This is a genomic window from Rheinheimera maricola (assembly GCF_016918075.2).
In the GTDB taxonomy this organism is placed as follows: Bacteria; Pseudomonadota; Gammaproteobacteria; order Enterobacterales; family Alteromonadaceae; genus Alishewanella; species Alishewanella maricola_A.
This window is the reverse complement of record NZ_JAERPS020000001.1, coordinates 901130-919854: the sequence shown is the minus strand read 5'-3', so window position 1 is coordinate 919854 and position 18725 is coordinate 901130. Positions and strand designations below refer to the sequence as shown.

Annotated in this window: 30 protein-coding genes and 2 other RNA genes; 20 read left to right on the top strand and 12 right to left on the bottom strand. The window is 49.9% G+C overall.

The window, feature by feature from the left end; genetic code table 11:
* Position 1 precedes the first annotated feature (1 nt).
* The 5 genes from I4W93_RS04225 to I4W93_RS04205 all read right to left on the bottom strand — a co-directional run bounded on the left by I4W93_RS04225 (position 2) and on the right by I4W93_RS04205 (position 2574).
* Positions 2-355: a hypothetical protein gene (locus tag I4W93_RS04225; protein WP_205310624.1), complete on the bottom strand. Its 354-nt coding sequence runs from the start codon at positions 353-355 to the stop codon at positions 2-4.
* Positions 352-978 carry a hypothetical protein gene (locus I4W93_RS04220; protein WP_205310625.1) on the bottom strand — a complete coding sequence of 209 codons (627 nt, stop codon included), beginning with the start codon at positions 976-978 and terminating at the stop codon, positions 352-354. Before I4W93_RS04220 ends, I4W93_RS04225 begins: the two co-directional genes overlap by 4 nt.
* The gene (locus tag I4W93_RS04215) at positions 968-1642 is read right to left on the bottom strand and encodes a transglycosylase SLT domain-containing protein (protein ID WP_205310626.1); all 675 of its coding nucleotides are present in this window, start codon (positions 1640-1642) and stop codon (positions 968-970) included. Before I4W93_RS04215 ends, I4W93_RS04220 begins: the two co-directional genes overlap by 11 nt.
* A 2-nt stretch (positions 1643-1644) precedes the next feature.
* On the bottom strand, positions 1645-1944 hold the full coding sequence (locus I4W93_RS04210) for a putative holin (RefSeq protein WP_205310627.1): 300 nt from the start codon (positions 1942-1944) through the stop codon (positions 1645-1647).
* A 117-nt stretch (positions 1945-2061) separates the two neighbouring features.
* Complete coding sequence (locus I4W93_RS04205) at positions 2062-2574, bottom strand: hypothetical protein (RefSeq protein ID WP_205310628.1); 513 nt, start codon at positions 2572-2574, stop codon at positions 2062-2064.
* A 212-nt stretch (positions 2575-2786) separates the two neighbouring features.
* Between I4W93_RS04205 and I4W93_RS04200 the strand changes: the two genes are divergently transcribed.
* Both I4W93_RS04200 and I4W93_RS04195 read left to right on the top strand, forming a co-directional pair.
* On the top strand, positions 2787-3104 hold the full coding sequence (locus I4W93_RS04200; RefSeq protein ID WP_205310629.1) for a hypothetical protein: 318 nt from the start codon (positions 2787-2789) through the stop codon (positions 3102-3104).
* A gap of 15 nt (positions 3105-3119) precedes the next feature.
* Positions 3120-3623, top strand: coding sequence for a hypothetical protein (locus tag I4W93_RS04195; protein WP_205310630.1), 504 nt, complete (start codon positions 3120-3122; stop codon positions 3621-3623).
* A 289-nt stretch (positions 3624-3912) separates the two neighbouring features.
* Here the strand turns inward: I4W93_RS04195 and I4W93_RS04190 are convergent, their stop codons facing one another.
* Positions 3913-4320, bottom strand: a complete 408-nt coding sequence (locus I4W93_RS04190; protein WP_205310631.1) for a helix-turn-helix domain-containing protein — start codon at positions 4318-4320, stop codon at positions 3913-3915.
* Between the two features lie 106 nt (positions 4321-4426).
* Positions 4427-4738 (bottom strand): hypothetical protein, encoded by a 312-nt coding sequence (locus I4W93_RS04185; RefSeq protein WP_205310632.1) that lies wholly within the window; start codon positions 4736-4738, stop codon positions 4427-4429.
* A 26-nt stretch (positions 4739-4764) separates the two neighbouring features.
* On the opposite strand from I4W93_RS04185, the gene I4W93_RS04180 reads away from it, so the two are divergent.
* Positions 4765-4959 carry a DNA-binding protein gene (locus I4W93_RS04180; protein ID WP_205310633.1) on the top strand — a complete coding sequence of 65 codons (195 nt, stop codon included), beginning with the start codon at positions 4765-4767 and terminating at the stop codon, positions 4957-4959.
* 23 nt (positions 4960-4982) lie between these two features.
* On the opposite strand, the gene I4W93_RS04175 is transcribed toward I4W93_RS04180, so the two are convergent.
* A complete protein-coding gene (locus tag I4W93_RS04175) occupies positions 4983-5324 on the bottom strand; it encodes a hypothetical protein (protein WP_205310634.1) in 342 nt (113 codons plus the stop codon).
* Between the two features lie 107 nt (positions 5325-5431).
* Between I4W93_RS04175 and I4W93_RS04170 the strand changes: the two genes are divergently transcribed.
* Positions 5432-5902 (top strand): hypothetical protein, encoded by a 471-nt coding sequence (locus I4W93_RS04170; RefSeq protein WP_205310635.1) that lies wholly within the window; start codon positions 5432-5434, stop codon positions 5900-5902.
* A gap of 150 nt (positions 5903-6052) precedes the next feature.
* On the opposite strand, the gene I4W93_RS04165 is transcribed toward I4W93_RS04170, so the two are convergent.
* Positions 6053-6352 carry a hypothetical protein gene (locus I4W93_RS04165; RefSeq protein ID WP_205310636.1) on the bottom strand — a complete coding sequence of 100 codons (300 nt, stop codon included), beginning with the start codon at positions 6350-6352 and terminating at the stop codon, positions 6053-6055.
* Positions 6353-6397: 45 nt separating this feature from the next.
* Here I4W93_RS04165 and I4W93_RS04160 point away from each other — a divergent pair, with 45 nt between their 5' ends.
* The 16 genes from I4W93_RS04160 to I4W93_RS04085 all read left to right on the top strand — a co-directional run bounded on the left by I4W93_RS04160 (position 6398) and on the right by I4W93_RS04085 (position 15284).
* Positions 6398-6706 carry a helix-turn-helix domain-containing protein gene (locus tag I4W93_RS04160; protein WP_205310637.1) on the top strand — a complete coding sequence of 103 codons (309 nt, stop codon included), beginning with the start codon at positions 6398-6400 and terminating at the stop codon, positions 6704-6706.
* Between the two features lie 11 nt (positions 6707-6717).
* Positions 6718-7806, top strand: a complete 1089-nt coding sequence (locus I4W93_RS04155) for a hypothetical protein (RefSeq protein WP_205310638.1) — start codon at positions 6718-6720, stop codon at positions 7804-7806.
* A gap of 2 nt (positions 7807-7808) precedes the next feature.
* Positions 7809-9569 (top strand): integrase catalytic domain-containing protein, encoded by a 1761-nt coding sequence (locus tag I4W93_RS04150; RefSeq protein ID WP_205310639.1) that lies wholly within the window; start codon positions 7809-7811, stop codon positions 9567-9569.
* Entirely contained in the window at positions 9569-10726 is a 1158-nt protein-coding gene (locus I4W93_RS04145; RefSeq protein WP_205310640.1) for an ExeA family protein, read from the top strand. Before I4W93_RS04150 ends, I4W93_RS04145 begins: the two co-directional genes overlap by 1 nt.
* A gap of 1 nt (position 10727) precedes the next feature.
* Positions 10728-10994 carry a Kil protein family gene (locus I4W93_RS04140; protein ID WP_205310641.1) on the top strand — a complete coding sequence of 89 codons (267 nt, stop codon included), beginning with the start codon at positions 10728-10730 and terminating at the stop codon, positions 10992-10994.
* On the top strand, positions 10991-11659 hold the full coding sequence (locus I4W93_RS04135; protein ID WP_205310642.1) for a hypothetical protein: 669 nt from the start codon (positions 10991-10993) through the stop codon (positions 11657-11659). The genes I4W93_RS04140 and I4W93_RS04135 overlap by 4 nt, the downstream gene beginning before the upstream one ends.
* The gene (locus tag I4W93_RS04130; RefSeq protein WP_205310643.1) at positions 11656-12282 is read left to right on the top strand and encodes a DUF3164 family protein; all 627 of its coding nucleotides are present in this window, start codon (positions 11656-11658) and stop codon (positions 12280-12282) included. The genes I4W93_RS04135 and I4W93_RS04130 overlap by 4 nt, the downstream gene beginning before the upstream one ends.
* Positions 12279-12527 (top strand): hypothetical protein, encoded by a 249-nt coding sequence (locus tag I4W93_RS04125; RefSeq protein WP_205310644.1) that lies wholly within the window; start codon positions 12279-12281, stop codon positions 12525-12527. The genes I4W93_RS04130 and I4W93_RS04125 overlap by 4 nt, the downstream gene beginning before the upstream one ends.
* 3 nt (positions 12528-12530) lie before the next feature.
* Positions 12531-13214: a DUF2786 domain-containing protein gene (locus I4W93_RS04120; protein WP_205310645.1), complete on the top strand. Its 684-nt coding sequence runs from the start codon at positions 12531-12533 to the stop codon at positions 13212-13214.
* Positions 13211-13501, top strand: a complete 291-nt coding sequence (locus tag I4W93_RS04115; RefSeq protein WP_205310646.1) for a hypothetical protein — start codon at positions 13211-13213, stop codon at positions 13499-13501. Before I4W93_RS04120 ends, I4W93_RS04115 begins: the two co-directional genes overlap by 4 nt.
* Positions 13500-13564, top strand: an RNA gene (locus I4W93_RS04110) — hammerhead ribozyme type II. Before I4W93_RS04115 ends, I4W93_RS04110 begins: the two co-directional genes overlap by 2 nt.
* Before the next feature lie 16 nt (positions 13565-13580).
* Entirely contained in the window at positions 13581-13871 is a 291-nt protein-coding gene (locus I4W93_RS04105) for an HU family DNA-binding protein (RefSeq protein WP_205310647.1), read from the top strand.
* Positions 13870-13940: hammerhead ribozyme type II (locus tag I4W93_RS04100), an RNA gene on the top strand. Before I4W93_RS04105 ends, I4W93_RS04100 begins: the two co-directional genes overlap by 2 nt.
* A 5-nt stretch (positions 13941-13945) precedes the next feature.
* Entirely contained in the window at positions 13946-14320 is a 375-nt protein-coding gene (locus I4W93_RS04095) for a hypothetical protein (protein ID WP_205310648.1), read from the top strand.
* Positions 14304-14894, top strand: a complete 591-nt coding sequence (locus I4W93_RS04090; RefSeq protein WP_205310649.1) for a gp16 family protein — start codon at positions 14304-14306, stop codon at positions 14892-14894. The genes I4W93_RS04095 and I4W93_RS04090 overlap by 17 nt, the downstream gene beginning before the upstream one ends.
* Before the next feature lie 30 nt (positions 14895-14924).
* Positions 14925-15284, top strand: a complete 360-nt coding sequence (locus I4W93_RS04085; protein ID WP_205310650.1) for a Mor transcription activator family protein — start codon at positions 14925-14927, stop codon at positions 15282-15284.
* Between the two features lie 101 nt (positions 15285-15385).
* Here I4W93_RS04085 and I4W93_RS04080 read toward each other — a convergent pair whose 3' ends face one another.
* The 3 genes from I4W93_RS04080 to I4W93_RS04070 all read right to left on the bottom strand — a co-directional run bounded on the left by I4W93_RS04080 (position 15386) and on the right by I4W93_RS04070 (position 18643).
* On the bottom strand, positions 15386-17110 hold the full coding sequence (locus tag I4W93_RS04080; RefSeq protein ID WP_205310651.1) for a S8 family peptidase: 1725 nt from the start codon (positions 17108-17110) through the stop codon (positions 15386-15388).
* A 9-nt stretch (positions 17111-17119) separates the two neighbouring features.
* Positions 17120-17983, bottom strand: a complete 864-nt coding sequence (locus tag I4W93_RS04075) for a hypothetical protein (protein WP_205310652.1) — start codon at positions 17981-17983, stop codon at positions 17120-17122.
* A 315-nt stretch (positions 17984-18298) separates the two neighbouring features.
* Entirely contained in the window at positions 18299-18643 is a 345-nt protein-coding gene (locus I4W93_RS04070; protein ID WP_205310653.1) for a hypothetical protein, read from the bottom strand.
* Positions 18644-18725: the final 82 nt, after the last annotated feature.

Here is an 18725-nt window from a genome sequence, read left to right as displayed (position 1 = left end):
ATTATTTTCCTCCGCCTGGTAACAGGCTTCGCAGTTGGTTGTTTTCAATTTTTACGGCAAGGCCATCCAGCTTGGCCTCAATAATTGATTGCCCGCGGATATAGTCTTCGCGTCGCACATAGTTAAGTGGTAGCTCGGCCTTTAAATCCATCAGTTCGCGCTCTACACGGGCCCATTGGGCCGCTTCTTCCTTGTTGGCCACCTCAATGCCATCCAGGCGCAGGCTGACATTACTAAACCGGTCATCTAAATGGCGCTGTGTTTGCCCGAGCAACAATTTGAATGCCCAGGCACAGGCGCCAAAAAACGAAATAAGCAGCAGTACCAGCTGCCAAAAATCTACCTGAACTGTCACACAGCCCCCTTATTAATGCTTTCTAAGTAGTCCAGCAGTTGGTTTAACTGGGCTTCAATGGATTGACACCGGCTGCCGTAGCCGGTGATGTGGTGCAAGATGTCGCGTTGCTCGATGCCGCTGGGTTGCAAGGCGTGAGTAGCTGTGGTGGCGCCGGCCGTTGTGTCAGTTCCGGCGGCAGTATCAACGGCGGGCATGGCGGCGGCAGTTGCACCACCGGGGCTGATGGCACCGTTGTACACGCTGACAAAGCCATCAGTGAAAATACAAGCAGGCAAAGGCTCAAGCTGCGCCGCAGGGCCAGGCCGGTAATGGGTAGTAACATAATCAATCCTCTCAAGCAGCTGCTTTTCACGGGTAGCAATGTCGCGGTTGGCGGCACGCAGCGCGTTAACGGCGTTATTGGCGTTAGTAAGCTGCCGTTTAAACTCGGCCTGCAGCGTGCGCTGCTGCTCTGCCAGGGCGTTGCTTACGGCTGTTGCCTGCTTTGCCTCGGCGGCGTTATAGCCAGCGTCATAGCTGGTTTGCTTAATGGCACTAAGGCCAAGCTGGGCGATGGCCACCACCGCTAACACAGCAGCGATAATGGCCAAAACGGCTAGCAGGTGTTTCTTAAAATTCATAACACACCCCACGGCCCCAGCCCGCCTGTTCATACAGGGGCTGCCAGCGCTGAATAATGGTGGTTACGTAGTGTCTGTTTTCTGAAATGCTGGCCGCGCTGCGCCCGGCGTTAAAGGGCGCAACAGCGCTATACACCAGCCCATCAGCCCCCGAAGCTGACGCCAGTGCCTGGTCACGTTGTACCCAGCCTAAGCCACCGTTATAGGCGCTTAAGGTGAACGACCAGCGGTTGCAGTTATCACGCGCAACAATGCGTTTGTAGTTCCAGGCGTCATAAAGCACCAGGGCACGCATTGACCAGGCGGGGTTAAAGGGCTGCGCAGTGGTTAAGTCCTGCGGGTTAATGCGGGCGAACCATTCGCTGGTAGCAGGCATAAATTGCGCCAAGCCCTCGGCCCCAACGGGCGACCTGGCTCCGACATGCCAGCGGCTTTCCTGGTGAATTTGTGCCGCCATGGTAGCCACCGGGGCATCTAACCCCCAGTGAGCATGGGCGGTACGGGTTAAGGTGCGTTGGTGCACGGTGGCGTCACGGGGTATTAACGCTGTTGCTGGATAGTCCAGCTTGTCGCGGGCGACTATCTCAAAATCACCAGCCATAGCGCTTTGCAGTAGCGCAAGGCTCAGCGCCCCTAGACACCCAAGTACAAGTATTTTGCGCATAGTTAAAGCCCCAACGTTAAGCCAAGCACACAGGCCAGCACTATCAGTGCACGGCGCAGCATGGCTAAGCCTCGGGGCATTAAATCTTCACCGGTTTCGGCGTAGGTATGAGGGCGGTCATACGGGAACAGGGAACGGTCTACCCAGTAGCCCAATACACTAGCCAGCGTAACCAACGCAAGCTTGTACAGCACAACAGGCAGCTGCTGCGGGCTTACCATGGCAATGGCAAACAGCAGTATTACGGCCACAATGGCCCACAGGGTTAAACGGGGTAAAGCAAATGTTCTACGAGCTGGCATGGCGGTTCCTTAGCAGTGAGATCAACTGCTAAGGTGCCATGTGGGTTAGATAATGTAATTTGAACGGGGGCTAAACTTTCCGGAACTCTGCCAGCTCAGCTTTATAAATCGTTTTGCCTACTCATTGGTAGCAAGTGTCGCTTCACAGTTGGCATTGACAACAATGGCGGTTGCAAACCCTGGCGTCACTCCACCAAAGCCATTTTTTGCATTGTAACGCATGAATAAAGTATGCCTACCTGTTTCATCAACCGGCGTAAGCTTGGTGCTTACATGCTCGAAGCTATTCGGGTCGCGTAGCAAGCTTTTAACCTGCCGAACAACATTACTATGAGAACCATCCCAGCCGCTTAAACAATGAAAACCAGCACGTTTATTTTTCGCTGCAGCAACGCTTTTTTGCTGTTTTTCTTCGGGCGATTCTTTCATGCAAGAATACAAACCAAACAAAACTATAGCCACTACGCCGATATTGATGAATAAACCCCAGGGCACATTACTCACAACGTCATTAGTCTTTATTTTTTTTGCTACAGGCTCAATCACACGGCAGTAGGGGCACCTTGTTGCAGTAAGTTCAATTTTTCCACGGCATTGCTTGCACTGAGTGTATTGCGTGGTTTCACTCATAAAATTTCCTTATTAATAAACCCGCTTTCTTTTTACCCATGCAACCAGCTGACTTCAATAAAAAAAACATTTACTGAACAATATTTAATCAAAAACAATGAAATATCATGTTTTTGTCAGGAAAAATCAAATTCCTAAAAGAGGCAGCTATCAGGCTTTGGTGTATGTTGTGGTAAAGTTTTGCTGTGCAATAACGCACTGGAGAAACGTATATGAGCATTGAAAATATTAGTGGCGCTGTATACCAGCCAGTAGTACAACAAAGCAGCGCAACAACACCGCTGGGTAACGGCAACGGGAACGGGCCACCTGCGACCACGACAGTAAGTACTGCAGACACAGTATCAATATCTGCAGAAGCTGCTGCGCTACTTGAGGCAGAGGAAGGAATGCCTACGCAACCGCTAGGTAGTGGCAATGGCAATGAACCACCTATTAAGCCAGATACCAATGATACTGATACTTCACGGGCAACCACAGATTCCATACCCGGCAGCGGAAATGGCAATGAACCACCTATTAACCTATAGGGTACCTAGGCAGTAATGGATTACTCAAATTTTCTTTTTCAGGTAGGCAACTACACCTGGTTAGGTTACATGCTAGCCACTTTCCTTGTGGTAGTTCTCAACTTAGCAGATAAATCATACTACTTCGGTAGCGCCGTATTGATCATGTCGAACCTTGCTATGCAGGTAACTGAACCAGCATTAATGAGGCTTGTTAATGATTACAATTCACTCATCGTTTTAGTTTGGTATCCAGTTTGGGCTTTGTACGCAATGGTTAGTGTATATGTCATATATCTGCTGCATGTCAGAGCGAAGTTAACGATGGGCTTTGTAGCATCGAGCATGATGATTTCTTTTGCTGGTCTATGCACGTTACAGGTCGTACGCTTTTTTGACAGGCTGGTATTTCAGACAGATTTGCTGGGCGTCGTATATAAAATCGGCATTAACTCAATCAACATTGGTTGCCTGTTTATACTGTTATTCCCTATTGCTATATCACTTAAAGAAATGTTGGCAAAACGTTTATGGGGATAATTTCGTTATTGTTACTAGCTATGCTGCTGGGTACGTTTTATAGCGTTGTTAAGGGCCTTCGCCTGCGCTTCTTTCATTCCGTTGATTCTGAGTTGGATACATACCAGCGTCTGCTTGGCCGGGCTCACTTATTAGTGAGGCAACGCGAGATCATAGACAAAATGCCGGCAAGCCAGGAAAAGTATCATGCTATCCAACAATGGCGACAGGAAATTGAGAACTACATTATGACAATGGAAGACAATGCAAATCGGCACAACGTTCTATCATTAAATAAGTACCATAAATACTAAGCTTTTTTACTTCCCGTTTTCGCTGAACTTGCTGGTACTACGCCACTTAGACCGGCTGTTTTCCTAATGCACTGTTGAGCTAATTCAACCGCAAAATCAAAACTAACGCCTTTGTTCAGTTCAAACATCCCCATATCCAGCGCCTCAACCAAATACTGGGCAACGCCTTTTCTAATATGCTCATCTGTATAACCAGAAAAGTGCTCTTTTTGGCCGGTTAAAATATACATAACATCTACACCCACCTCACTAAGCGCAGCCATATAGGACGCGTTTGGCTCCCTGTTATCTTTCTCATAATTTCGTTGTGCTAATTTTTGTACACCACCAATAGCGCCAAAAGCTTCTTGGCTCAAACCAAGGCGCTCACGCTCTTCCTTTAAACGCTCGCCAAAAGAATTCATATGAATCTCATTTTAAAGTTGACAGGGATTCATTTGAATCCCATACTAACACTCATACACAGCTTTTAACTGTTAATCACAGGGCAAAAAATGACACCACAAAAATCTAATCGTCCATATTTCGGGTTTGATAAACCTTGTTGTTTGCCTCTTCGCGGCTCATCCCCAAAAAAACAAAGTGATCACTCAGCAGGTTGTCAGCCAAATTATTCAGGTATTCAGGAACCCGCTCAGCAAACGCAGGGTTCTGTTCCAGTTCTTCGGCAGCATGACGCAACTTCGCCTGCTGAAGCTGCATATCAAGCTGAAGCTTCTCCGCTAGAGTCCGCGCCAAAACACGATAAGCAAAATGCATGGCTAAATCTCTGTGCTGCAACTCGTCGACTTGTTGCTTCAGTCTTTCAATTTCTTCGTTCATAAACGCCCTTATTCCAGGAGTTAACCATGGCCACTACACAACCTACATCCAACCAAATTAAGCACAATCTGCGGCAGCAGGGCTTCACCGTAAAAAGCTGGGCAGAAGCAAAAGGCTTCTCTTACCGCACGGTAAGCGATGTGCTGCGCGGCTTACGCAAAGGCAACTTTGGCGAAGGGCGCGATGTACGCCAGGCGCTTGGCCTACCAGTTGAAGAATAACATTTTCGCACTGTTTCGCACTATTAAAGTTTAGCTAAACAAAAGCTGGCGTCGTAGGGCGCTAACAGCCAGTTCGTTACTAACTCGTTCATTGTTTTTTGGCCAGGAGCGGCTTTATGCATACAACACCAGTTAAACCACTGCAGCAGTTGCAACAGCACGTTGTCGCCGCTGACAAGCAAAATACCCACCGTTGCACTGCGCTGTGCCACGGGCAATGCCACCAGGCTATGCAGCAAAAAGCGTACCTTAGCAATATCCACTTTTTGGCTGGCACCGTAGCGGGCAACGGTTTCGGGCAAACCAAGCCAGACTCGCAATTGTTCTTGTATCGTCAGTTCATTAGCGTGCGTATTGGGGTGCATATTGTTCTCGCCTCGGTTGAGCAAATTTCAGATGTGGCAAGCCTGACGCCGTTCGGTGTTCCAAACAATGTGTATTTTTGGAGCGACGTTAAGGTGGGGTGTTTCCAATGAGCCGTAAGAATTGGAACCAGGTGATACCGCGCAGCCTTACCGAAAGCCTGCAGCTTACTAAAGACTTTGCCTGTGCCACCAAACAGCTAAGCGTGCCGCGCATTGCCGACCGCATGGGCTGCAGCACAGACAGCCTGTACAAGTACCTGGGCGGCGCCACTATGCCAGCTAATTTGCTAATCCCATTTATGGAAACCTGCCACCGGGTTTACCCCATTCAGTACATGGCGCACTCGTTAAACATGATGCTGGTACCCATGCCACGCGGCCGTAAGGCCGAACACAAAGAGCTGGTGAAGCTGAACATGTTTTGCAGCTCGGTAATGGGCAAGCTGCTGGCTTTGCACAGCGGCGAATGCAGCCAGCAGGAAGCCGTAGACCACTTAACCCTGCTGATAGAGAACCTGGCTTACCACCGCGCTGAAGCCAGCAAGCTGCAGCAGCCAGAACTGGAGCTATTTGTATGACAGAACGTCGCAAAGTCACGGCACAACTGACCGTTCAGTTTCAAGGCCACACCTATGACCTGAGCCACATTCCAGGCATCAAGGCAGGTGAGATTGTAGATATTAAAAGCACAGAGCAAAGCACGGCAAGCTTTGAGCAGCGGGCTACCACTATGATTCAGTTTCATCAGATGCTGGAACATTGCCAGCAGGCTGGCTATTTGACTTACCGCCTTCAAAAACCCGAGGGATCCACACGCCCTTACCTTGAAGTGTGTTTCTTACAGCATCAAACATCTCTCGCTGCTCAGGCGTGCCAGCCAGTAACTCGGCATAAAGCTCAAGGCTTAATAAAACCTCTTCTTTGTCGAGTAGCCCTTTATTTATCAGGGTTAAGGTCAAGGCTAGCGTTACGCCATGCAAGCCGGAAATCCGTTGATGAAGGTAGTTAATTGAATCGTTTTGCGACATGAAAGCATCCTTTTAATGAAAAAAATCGACTTTACAGGAAAAACCATGACCGACCAAACCCGCATTAGTGGCAGTGGCTTAAAGGTTTTAAAAGTACTTAAAGCCTTAAGCGGCCACAGCCTTACCGGCCTAAGCAACAGCGAACTGGCCAGCGGCCTAAATGAAAGCCCGGCCACGGTAAACCGCTGTTTGAATACGCTGATAGAAGCCGGCCTGGCCATACAGCTTGATAACAAACGCTATGCCCATGGCGTTGCCATGCTGCAATTGGCGCAAGGCCACGCTACCGAAATAAGCCGCGCCACCAACCGCATTAACGAACTAAACCAGCGCGTAGCCGCCGGTAGCTTTTAAGGGGAACACACATGCCAGCTAAGAAAAACACCGCAACAACAGCACAAATGGACGATTTAGAAGCCGCAGCCCTGGACATGGAAACGTTGCACACTGCACCCGCACTGGAGGTAGATGATGCCTTTCACGCTGAGGTTGAGGAACACACCCACAATAAAGCCTTAGCGGAGCTGTCTAGCAACACTCAGAACACAGCTGCATTGCTAAACCAGCACAATGAAGAGCGCGACACGCTGAACCAAATTATTGGTCAGATCCAAATGACTGAAGCGATCTCAAAACTGACGACCGTCGTCGGTTTATCAAAGCTGGCTCACATCAAGCAAAACCGCATGTATAAAGCCTTGTCGGGTAAAAAGGGGTTGGATCGCAACGGTAATGAAATTGCTGACGTCGGCACTTGGGAGGGATTTTGCTTGGCTGTTGGTACTACGCGGCAAAAGGCGGATGAAGACATTCTAAACCTACGCACTTTCGGCGAAGAAGCCTTAGAGAACTTAACCCGCATTGGCGCCGGTTACCGTGAACTGCGCCAGTACCGCAAGCTGCCAGCCGACCAAAAAGAGGCGCTGATAGAAGTAGCAAAAACCGGCGATAAAGAAACGTTTATAGACCTGGCCGAAGAGATTATTAGCAAACACACCTTTGAAAAGGCCGAGCTGATAAACAGCCTGGAAGAAGCCAAAGCCGACCACGACGCCCAGGGCGAACTGCTGGCAAGAAAAAGCAAAGAGCTGGACGACACCCGCCTGGAGCTGGAGAAAACCCGCCGCCGTATTCAAACCCAAACCCCTGATGCGCTAATGCAGCAGCTGCACGCAGAAACTGGCGGCATATTCAGCGAAATGCAAAGCCTGTTTAAGCTGAAAATGCAGCCAGCCTTTGAGGCGCTGGCGGCTGCGGGCAAAGAGCATGGTACCGACCAGCGCCAGTATATGACGGGGTTGCTGCAGATATTAGAAACCCATATTAGCGCGTTGCGTGATGAATTTGACCTGCCAGACAACTTAACCGGCGGCGAACCTGACTGGATGTCGGCAGACGCACTGGCCAATGCCGAAGCCCTGGTGGCTGCCCAGCAAGCCCAGCTGGAGCAGTAGTTATGAACCCGGTTATTAATGAACGCATAACAGCGCTGGCCAGAGCGGTGCGCAGTGCTGGCCACGGTGCTAAAGGTGAGCTGATAGAAGCAGCCGCGGCCGAGCTGCAGCTGAGCAAAGCCACGGTGCACCGTAAGCTGGCAACGTTAACGGTAACAACGCCGCGCAAACGCCGCACCGATGCGGGCCAACACGGCTTAACCCGTGACGAAGCGCTGATGATTGCCGGGGTAATGATGGAAAGCCGCCGCGGCAACAACAAACGCCTGTACAGCCTTAATGATGCGGTAGACCACCTGCGTTGCAACGGCATGCTACGCGCTGAACGGATAAATACCGACACTGGTGAAGTGCTGCCACTGAGTTATGACGCCATACGCCGCGCTATGCGCAGCTATGGCGTACACCCTGAGCAGTTAAGCCAGCCCGATCCACACGTGGAAATGGCCAGTGAACACCCAAACCACGTGTGGCAGATAGATGCCAGCCTGTGCGTGCTGTACTACCTAAAACCTAACAAGGGCCCCAACGGGCTGCACGTTATGGACGGCGCCGAGTTTTACAAAAACAAACCGGCTAACGTGGCCCGTGTAATGGCAGACCGGGTGTGGAGCTATGAAATAACCGACCACGCAAGCGGCTGGATTTACGTGGAATACGTAATGGGCGCTGAAAGTGGCGAAAACCTGTGCAATGTGCTGATTAACGCCCTGCAGGAGCGCGGCGGCGCTGACATGCTGCATGGTGTGCCACGCATACTGTACATGGACCCAGGCAGCGCTAACACCAGCGCCATGGCGAAAAACCTGTGTAAGGCGCTGGGTATTACAGCGCTGGCCCACGCTGCAGGCAACGCACGGGCCACCGGCCAGGTAGAAAACGCCCGTAACATTATTGAGCGCAAGTTTGAAAGCGGCCTGCGCTTTAGGCCGGTTGCTGACCTGGCTGAACTGAACAGCCTGGCAGCACAATGGCGTGCCGTATTTAATGCTACCGCTAAACACAGCCGCACCAATGATACCCGCAGCAATGTATGGATGCGTATTACGCAGCAGCAGCTTATTAAAGCGCCCAGCATTGCGGTATGCCGCGAACTGGCTGTGGCCACACCGGTAGAGCGTAAGGTAACACCTAAGCTGCGCGTGAATTTTAACGGTGCTGAATACGATGTAAGCGCGGTACCGCTGATTATGGTTGGCCAAGCCGTGCTTATTACCCGCAACCCGTGGCGCAGTGATGCGGCCCAGCTGGTTACACAGAACATTGATGGCAACGAAGTATTTTACGTACTGCCACAGGTTGAAAAAAACGAGTACGGCTTTGCTACCACAGCACCAGTATGGGGCGAAGGTTTTGCCAGCCAGGCGCATACACCAACGCAAACGGCCAAGGCCGACATTGACAAGCTGATGACAGGCAGCAGCAGCGCTGCTGAGGCCGACGCAGCACGCAAAGCCAAGGCAATACCGCTGGCCGGTAAGTTTAACCCCTACAAGCCGTTGGATGACGCCCAGTTGCCAACGTATATGCCGCGTCGCGGTACCGAGCACAGCTTAAAAGCGCCTGTTATAGAAACCCCGGTACTGCAAACCGTAGAACTGGCCATGCGCTTACGCGAACGCCTGGGCAGCAAGTGGACGCCAGAGCATTTTGCCTGGCTAACGCAGCGTTACCCGCAAGGCGCCAAAGAAGATGCACTGGACAGCATTGCCCAGCAGCTACTTAAGCCCACCGCGGCGCTGCGCGTTGTAGGGGGTGCGTAATGTTGAAGCTGAAAAAACTATTGCAGGACATAAACGAGAGCCAGGCCGAGCTGGCCCGCCACCTGGGGTTAAGCCCCGCTGCTGTGGCGCAAATGGTTAACCACGGCCAGTTTCCGCGCAAATCAGCCGGCATGAAGTACGTGATTGAAAATACATCTGCATTTCTGGTTGCGCGGGGCGTTGCCCAGCATGACGCAGACCAGGCACTTGAAGAAGAAACGGGGCTGGTACCAGCAGCCCCTGATCGTAATAAAAACGACCAGTCCGTGGAGGACCAACTAATGCTACTACGTAAACAACAACTAACACCAGCAGCGAAACGCCATTTTACATTAGGCCGCAACCCGTTTGACGAGGTGCGCAGCAGCGAAGAAGTGTTTTTAACCGGTGAAAGCCGCTATGTGCGTGAAGCGTTGCGCCAGACAGCCCGCCACGGTGGCTTTATGGCGGTGGTAGGCGAAAGCGGTGCCGGTAAAAGCACGCTGCGCCGTGATGTTATTGAATGGATCAGCCGTGATAACCAGCCGGTAATAGTGATAGAGCCCTATGTGCTGGGCATGGAAGACAACGACATTAAGGGCAAAACGCTAAAAGCGGCCCACATTGCCGAAGCCATTATGGCCACAGTTGCCCCCGGTACCGCGGCTAAACGCAGCCCTGAAGCACGCTTTCGCCAGGTGCATAACACGCTGCGCGAATCGCACCGCGCCGGTAACCGCCATTTGCTGATCATCGAAGAGGCTCACGGCCTGCCGGTACCCACGCTTAAGCACTTAAAACGCTTTTTTGAGCTGGAAGACGGCTTTAACAAGCTGCTGGGCATAGTGCTGATTGGGCAAAGCGAACTGGCGCAAAAGCTGGACGAACGCAACCCCGCCGTGCGTGAGGTGGTGCAGCGCTGCGAAGTAGTGCAATTACAGCCGCTGGACTTAGAGCTGGAAGGCTACTTAACGCACCGCTTTAAGCTGGCCGGCAAAGCCCTGGCAGAGGTGATGGACGACAGCGCCATTAATGCGCTGCGCACTAAACTAACCGGCAGCGGCAATTTTAGCGTGCTGTACCCGCTGGCCATTCATAACGTGCTGACTGCCGCGCTTAACCTGGCTGCAGAGCTGGGCGCACCCCTGGTAACCGGCCCGTTGGTTATGGAGGTGTAACGTGAGAAGCGTCGACCAGATTAAACACGCGCTGTATACCGCTCAAATGGCGGTACACAAGCTGGCTAAAAACGGTTACCAGGTGACTAACGTTAGCCTGGGTAACACCCGCCCGGTGATCAGCATTGAGCGGCCACGCAAATTCCCCGAAGGGGCCACTGTTATCTGCGTTCGCGGTAGCCGTGGCATAACAGAAAACATCTATGCCGCTTTGTATAACGAGTGCCTGATCACCTGGGCGGCTGACGTATTGGAGATACCAGCATGAACATGCCAGAGCTGACCAAACTGCAGCGCCAGGTGCTGCAGGTGTTTAAAAAGATAGACGCACAAGAAACCGTAACCGCTGTGGCACGCCACCTAAAGCTGGAAACTGTTCTGGCTAAAAGTATGTTGGACAAGCTGGCAGAGCTTAAATACCTGCGGATCAAACATATAGGTACTTCTCATCTGTATGTCATGTTGCCTGCAGGGGTGAATTACTTGCGCCAGATGGTAAACGCGCCTGCAGTGCAAGCCCCACTGTCAGGTTCTGATTATTCTCAGCAACACTGCTATGCGTTTAGTCTGATAGAAGAAGCAGGTAGCTTTGGTTTAAGCGGAAAAGCTGTTTCAGACAAGATGCAGATTGGCCGCCAAGAAGCGGTTCAACTGCTGGAAAAACTGAACAGTGATGGCCACATAAAGAAATGGGCAAATGGTATTTATCACATACCTGCAGCAGAGCGCGTACTAAGGAAAACAGAAGTACAAAGCGAACCCAGTGCTGAAATTAAGTCACCCACGCGCATAGTATTGGCCGACTACGAGCTAAAGCAGCAAGTACTTGAGCGCCTTTCACCACTTTTTGAAGACAGCATAAGCAGCGTTTTAACGGATATCCGCACCGACCTGCAACACATTCACACGTTAAATTCAGGAGTACAACAATGACTGAGCAAACCGCTATTCCAGAGGGATACTGGAAAGATGCCAAGGGAAACCTGACGCATGACAGCTTAATGAAGCCTATTGATAAAGCCCGTGACGAGCTGGTTAAAGAACTGATTGCCAAAGGCACAGCGCTTAACCAACAACTGGCGGCATTTAAGCAGGCAGCTTTTGCTGATATTGCCGCATTTATTCAGCTGTCTGCAGAGCAATACGAGGCCGTTGTGGGCGGTAAAAAGGGCAACATTACGCTGTATTCCTATGATGGCCGCTACAAAGTGCAGCGCTCTATATCAGAGACGATCACCTTTGACGAGCGCCTGCAGGCTGCAAAAGCACTTATTGACGAATGCCTGAAAGACTGGACAGCCAGCGCCAGTGCCGAGCTTAAGGCCATTGTTAACGGCGCTTTTGACACCGACAAGCAAGGCAACATTAGCACCGGCCGCGTGCTGGGCCTGCGCCGCCTGGATATTAAGGACGAGCGCTGGCTGCGCGCCATGACGGCTATAGGCGAGGCCATACAGGTTATCGGCAGTAAAGCCTATGTGCGCCTGTACGAGCGTATTGGCGACAGCGACCAGTACAAACCTATCCCCCTGGATTTAGCGGCGGTGTCGTTATGAGCGCAGCGGCTGCAATAGACCAGATTTCGCTGGTAGATGGCGAATACGACAACGACCTGTTGCTAAAGATAGCCAGCGAATCGCCAACGTTCGCGCACATGGTGCGCTCGTCGCTGGAATACCTGGACAGCTCAGGTGACAACCACCTGCCAACCTGGTTGGGTAGCTGGGTTGAGGACCGGCCCAAAACGCAGGTGCAGCTGGTTGTTACGCAGCACCCTGATTTCACCATAGACGAGGATTAAGCCATGGATGAACGCATTTTAAGCAAAATTAAAAAGCTGCTGGCCCTGGCCAAAAGCGGCAACGAGCACGAAGCGGCGAACGCGCTGCGCCTGGCGCAAAAGCTGATGCAAGAGCACCAGCTAAGCGAGCAGGAAGTTAAGTTATCAGAGGTAAGCCAGCGCGAAATTAAGCGAGCCAACGCAGCTGATAAGCAACCACAATGGGCTAATTTGTTAACTGGCTGCATAACCAACGCCTTTGGCTTAGAAGCTATTTTGTCCTGGAAGCGCGACATTGGCGCGTCATTGATTTTCATTGGCCCTGTTGACCGGGTAGAGATTGGTACTTACTGCTATGAAGTACTGGCTCCGCAGTTGGTTAAGGCCCGCAAAACCTATCTGGCCAGCCTGAATAAACGGCTGAAACTGACAACCAAAACCAACCGTGCAGACCTGTTTGCCGAAGGTTGGATCAGCGCTGTGCGCCGGCAGGTGCATGCACTGGTACCCACTGAGGAAGAGCAGAACTTGATCCAGCTGTACAAGGAAAAGCACTTTACCAGGCTGGAAAAGACTGAAGTGCGTCTGACTCAGGATAAAAAGCGTGATGTCAGCGCCTTTTTGGAAGGGCACGGTGCAGGCCGGAACGTACGGTTGAACGCCGGGGTTAATGGTGCAGAGCAAGGCAAAATCGGGAGCAAAGTATGAGCGATGTAGAAAATCCAAATTTCGTTACCTTGGCTATTAAGGTTCCCGATGGGGTAGAGCTGAAATTAAGCTCAGAGATAGAAGTCAACGGCCATAAAGTGGTGTGTCAGTCCCTTAGCTGGGATACCAATTCAATTCTTGAATCCTTCGGGCTTCAACAGCGTTTAGAAGCTGCACTGGAGATTATCCGCAATGAAGGTTACGTGAATGAATATAAGGAAAGGCTTGAGGAGCTGCGGGAAGGCGACGAACTAATTGAACTGCCTGAGTATGGGCTTGACGATTAAGCGAAACGCCCTGGTATGGGCGTCTATCGGAAGTAGCGAACCGGTACTGAAGAGCAAGCCAACTATATAAAGGTGAAACATGAACAAATCTCAATTAGTAGACGCAATTATCGCAAAAATGAAAGGCACGCATGACCGTATAGTAAGCAAAACAGACGTCAATGCGTACCTGGATTGCCTGGAATCTGTAGCAACAGCTGAGCTGAAAAGCGGCAGCGAAGTGGCACTGGTTGGCCTTGGCAAGCTTAAAGTGGCACAAAAAGCAGCCCGTACTGGCCGTAACCCAAAAACCGGCGCAGCCATTGATATTCCGGCCAAAACGGTAGTTAAGTTTACCCCAGCTAAAGCACTGGCAGACGCCATTAACTAAGCGAAACATAGCCGCGCAAGCGGTTATGTCTGCCTGGCGCGGTGGTCAGGTACTGACGAGCAGCCGAGGGATATATGTTAGAGACAGCAGAACGTTTAATTATCAGTGAAATTGGCGATTATGCCGCGTCACTACCAGGCGGGCCGGTAACCGCTGCAGATGCAGCACAGCTGCAGCAGGAGCTAATAGCGCGGGTTCAGCGGGTTTTTGCTGATGTTAAAGCACAGTTTACTCCCACATTTATAGGCGTAGATCTCGCTTCTGGCACTGATAAAACAGTTGAAGTCACTATTGCACCTCAATCCTTACAAAAGTATCACACGCATATGGTTGCACTGCTTATTGATAATGGCGTTGTAACTCAACCTGCCCAGATCTTCATCTTGCAAAACGCATTAAACACTTATTTATATCAGCAAAAGGCAGGTGCAAATGAAACAGCCCGCTAAAAAAGGTCGCGTTTATGACGCTGTGCAAGCCCGTCGCTTGCTGGTAACTAAGATCCACATAGCCCGCAACCAGCTGGGCATGGATGATGACAGCTACCGCGCTAACCTGGCCCATTACGCCAACGGTAAGAACAGCTGCAACGATATGACCATACCAGAGCTGCACGCAGTGTTAGCAGCGTTTGAAAAGCTGGGTTTTAAGGCTAAGCCCCCTGCTAAAAAACAGCCTGCAGCGCCAAAAAGCAGCAAAGTAGCAGCACCAACAGACGAACGCAGCGTAATCCGCGCTATTTGGTCATTTATGCACGGTGCTGGCTTTATCCGCGACGGCAGCGAAGCGGCGTTAAATGCCTGGGTTGCCCGGCAAACAACACAAAGCAGCAATGGTACCGGTATTGCGTCTGTGCAGTGGCTTACCGGTACCGATGCGGTGCATGTATTAGAAGCGCTTAAAAAATGGTGCCGCCGCAGCATGTACAGCGACCTGCAAAAACGTGGCCATGACGTATGGCCAAACATCGGCTACCAGGAGCTGCTGAAAAAGTGGGAGCGCCTGGCAGGCACAATGGTATGAGCTTTATAAAGGCAACTGAGGACATAACCAATGACAACTAAAAAAACGGGGATGGATGCGCTACGTTCTGAGCTATTGGACGATGTAGCAGCGCACGCAAAACACATTTTAGCGGATCATGGCGTTGGTACCGATGTTGCCGATCAATGCGGCGTAGCGCTGGCAGAGTTTCTGGCCGATCACTGGGGCGGTCAGCTAATCAATTTCCCGATGAATTTCCTCTACAAATTGGCCCAGCGCGATCTGGTCATATATGATGAGTTCAACGGGCGCAACCACGCTGTGCTGGCCTCAAAATATAATATGTCTGTACGTGGTATATATAAGCTGGTGGCCAGAGTTAAAAAGAGGATTGTTGCAGAGAAGCAGCCCGACCTATTCCCCGATTAAATTTGAAAGGTTGTTTCATTTTCTGTGTCACTCGATCCTAATACGTTCCACCAGATCCCATAATTATCTCAACTAACCTGGTATATTTATCTCAAGTCTTTTCACCTGACATACACATCTACATCAGTTAAGTCTGCCTTACTAACAACAGCATGCCGCTTTGTGAAATTACCGATTACTGTTGCGCCGGATAGTTCAACACTTGCACCCTGCCCCTTTGGCACGCTAACAACCCGGTAAGCTTCATTTGCTTTTATATTACGAAGACCAAGCAAATCTAACCTTACGTCGTTGCAAAGTGATGCACCTTGGTAGAGGTTATCGACAGCCCATTGCTGACGGCACGGTGCTAGTACATTCAATGAATATGATGCTGAATCAAGCTCACCATTGGAGTACAGCACTGCATTTTGATAAAGCTTAACGCCATCTAAAATACCGGAGCCGCAGCCCAGTGCTGCGCACTGACTATCTTCAGCCCAATGTGTAACGCCAGAGATGGTAACAAGCTGTTTGACCATTTTATTAGTAAGGTCAAAGTCTTTATTAAGCAGTGCCAGCAAACCGGCAACAATAGGCGCTGAGAAGCTTGTGCCTGACCAACCGATCACAGCATCATCTTTCGATAAGCCGATAACACTTGTACCACGCGCCATTACATCAACAGATGCACCAAAATTACTAAATGCAGCTATGTCAGGACTGCCATCATAGAGTTGCGCAGCGCCAACGGAAATGACGCCCTCACAAGCAGCTGGCATGTTTGTCGAGGCATCTTTTGACTCGTTACCCGCCGAGGCTACAAGAATAAAGCCTTTATTAATCGCCCTGTTAATAGCGCTTTGCAGATAAAAAGGGCAACCGCTTGCAACATGGCCACCAAGGCTCATATTGACGATGCCTGGCTGGCCGGTGAAACGCGGTAAATCAGGCGATACGTCATACAAAAAAGGGTCGCCATCGGATAACCAATCTAACCCCGCTGCGACATCTGATAAAAATCCATTGCCGCATTTCATTACCCGCACTGCGGTCAAGGTGATGTCGTTAACCATACCGGCCATATCAACCTCATTAATAGCCGCGCCTATAACGCTGGCCACACCAACGCCATGACTATTGTTGCATAGGTTTTCAGGGTCAAAGTCGTCTTCGAGAAACAAGCCATTACGTTCGTTGTCATAGGATTCGACGGTTGTATTGACCCCGACGTCATAGACAATATCTTTATGCTGGCGAAAACCTGTATCAAAAACATAAACGCTAACGTCTTTGAGCGGGTTTTCAATTAGCTGCCACATAGCAAAGACAGACGACTCTATAGGGGAATCTGTTTTGGTATTGCGGTTGAATTGGTGCTGTTTAACAAATTCCGGATCCAATGGCGTTGTTGCATTCCAATTGTTTGCAACCACGCTTTTCATGGATGTAATAGCGACATCCCGCTCTACATGGCGGTAAATGCCGGTGTTTTTTAGTAATACTTCAGCCTGATCAAGAGACAGCCCATCCGGCACAGCTACCTTCATTGATACATAGCGAGAGCCATTGGCTGAGTTTTGCGCTGCAATTGCGCTTGACGACAGTGCTTCCTTTACGATGGGTACACACCAATTATCACCTGATGGCAATATTAAGCATGTCTCGCTTTTTGTTAAGCCAGTTACTGGCAACACTGCACCACGTGGCGAATTGCCTGACTGCAATGACTCGACCTGGTTAGTTGGCAGTTCAATAGACACAATTAAACGTTCAGACGCACTAACCGCATTAGCTAAAATCAATGATGACGCTAATACAGCGTAGTTAAGCTTAAAACCAGACATATCGCCTCCTTACAACGCGCAAGAGGCGTCAGTTAAACTTGCCAGGAACGTTGAGTCGGCGTTGTATTGCCACTCACCATCAACAAACTGACCATAGTCATCTTTACCAATAAAAAATGACGTAACACCGGTACTGGCATCAATATTAAAATCACCAACTGTTATCGCTTTTGGCAGTAAAAGCGAAACAGATGCAAAGCCGGCATCTAATATTTGGGCGGCGCTTGCGGTATGCTCAGCAACGGCCTGCAGTGCTTGCTGGTAAGCAGCTATGACTTCAGCATCGCCAATGTCGCTGTTAAGATAAACATCATAGGGAATTGCATCAATTAATGCGGCAACTTGTGTGCCTGAAGGAAAGTCGCTGTTGGTTGTTACTCTTAGCTGCGCTTCATTATTTAGCAGTGAGATTTCATCCAGTACATCGCGCATTATCCGCTCATCAGGTAAATCGGCCACACGTTGTTTGTTTGCAAGCAAAAAAACAATATCGGCCTTAGCACCGTCGAATGAATTATTCTTGATAGTGAAATTATAATCCTGTGTTACCGTTCGGTTTTGATCAACACCATCGCGAACCACAAACGTCAGTTTACCTTTAACCTCACGATCAACCTCGTTAGCCGTTAGGGTATAACTACCACTTGAACTATTGCTTACAATAAGACTGTTGTTGGTAGACACCAGCGAGACATTTGCCGTACTTTTTACGTTTGTTACGCTATAAGTTACTGTAACGTTAGCGCCTTCATCAAACACGGCTGGAACAGCCGATAGCGAAGCAGTTAAGGGCCCAATTGGCGGTTCACTGCTCCCTCCTCCGCAAGCCATAATAAGTGGGACAAATAGCAACGGAACTAAAAGTTTATTCATGAATTGGTACCCCTACCAGATAAATTTCTAACTGCAACGACAAAAACATTCACATTTTTAATAAATACAGGTACTTGCAATTGTCGATAAAAACAATTTACCCATAATAAAAACAATATCAAGTATTTAATTTAGCTAAATCGGATTGTCGAAGTTAACACTGCAAACGGGGCGACTTGAGCAGTATTGGTTTGTTATGCCTTGCCAAAGCCGACTATTAGGCTATTTGTGGCATAACATTGAACTTGCGCGCCCATAGGCGCGGCAAAAGATGACAGTAACCTTTGATAAAGTTAACGCTTTCTTAGATTGAGACTATGCACATTGATAAAGCACCAGCCCTGCACTACCCTCATGTAGCCAGTGAATTTGACACTGGTTATTATTAATAACCAAGCGGCCTTCGCGGTTGGGTCTTATGCGTTGTTGTTTGCGTTGTGCAACTAACATATCCAACGTTTCCAGTAGCGCACTCTTGATGCCGTCTTGTTTTAACAACAGCGTAGTATGAGGATCGAATTGCCAGGCGGTTGCGGTAAGTTTGGGTGACTCGGCTTCGGCAACAAATAGCAGTTCGCCGTTACACTGTAATAGTTGCGGGTAGTTATGCTGCAATGCTTCCAAGCACTGCCTTTCTAACTCTAAAACGTCATTGTCCATATAAAACTCCTTTTATTAACGTCTGCAGTATAGTCAGCGTAATGCCATAATACTGCTCTGAACAGTGCGGCTATGTTGTCCA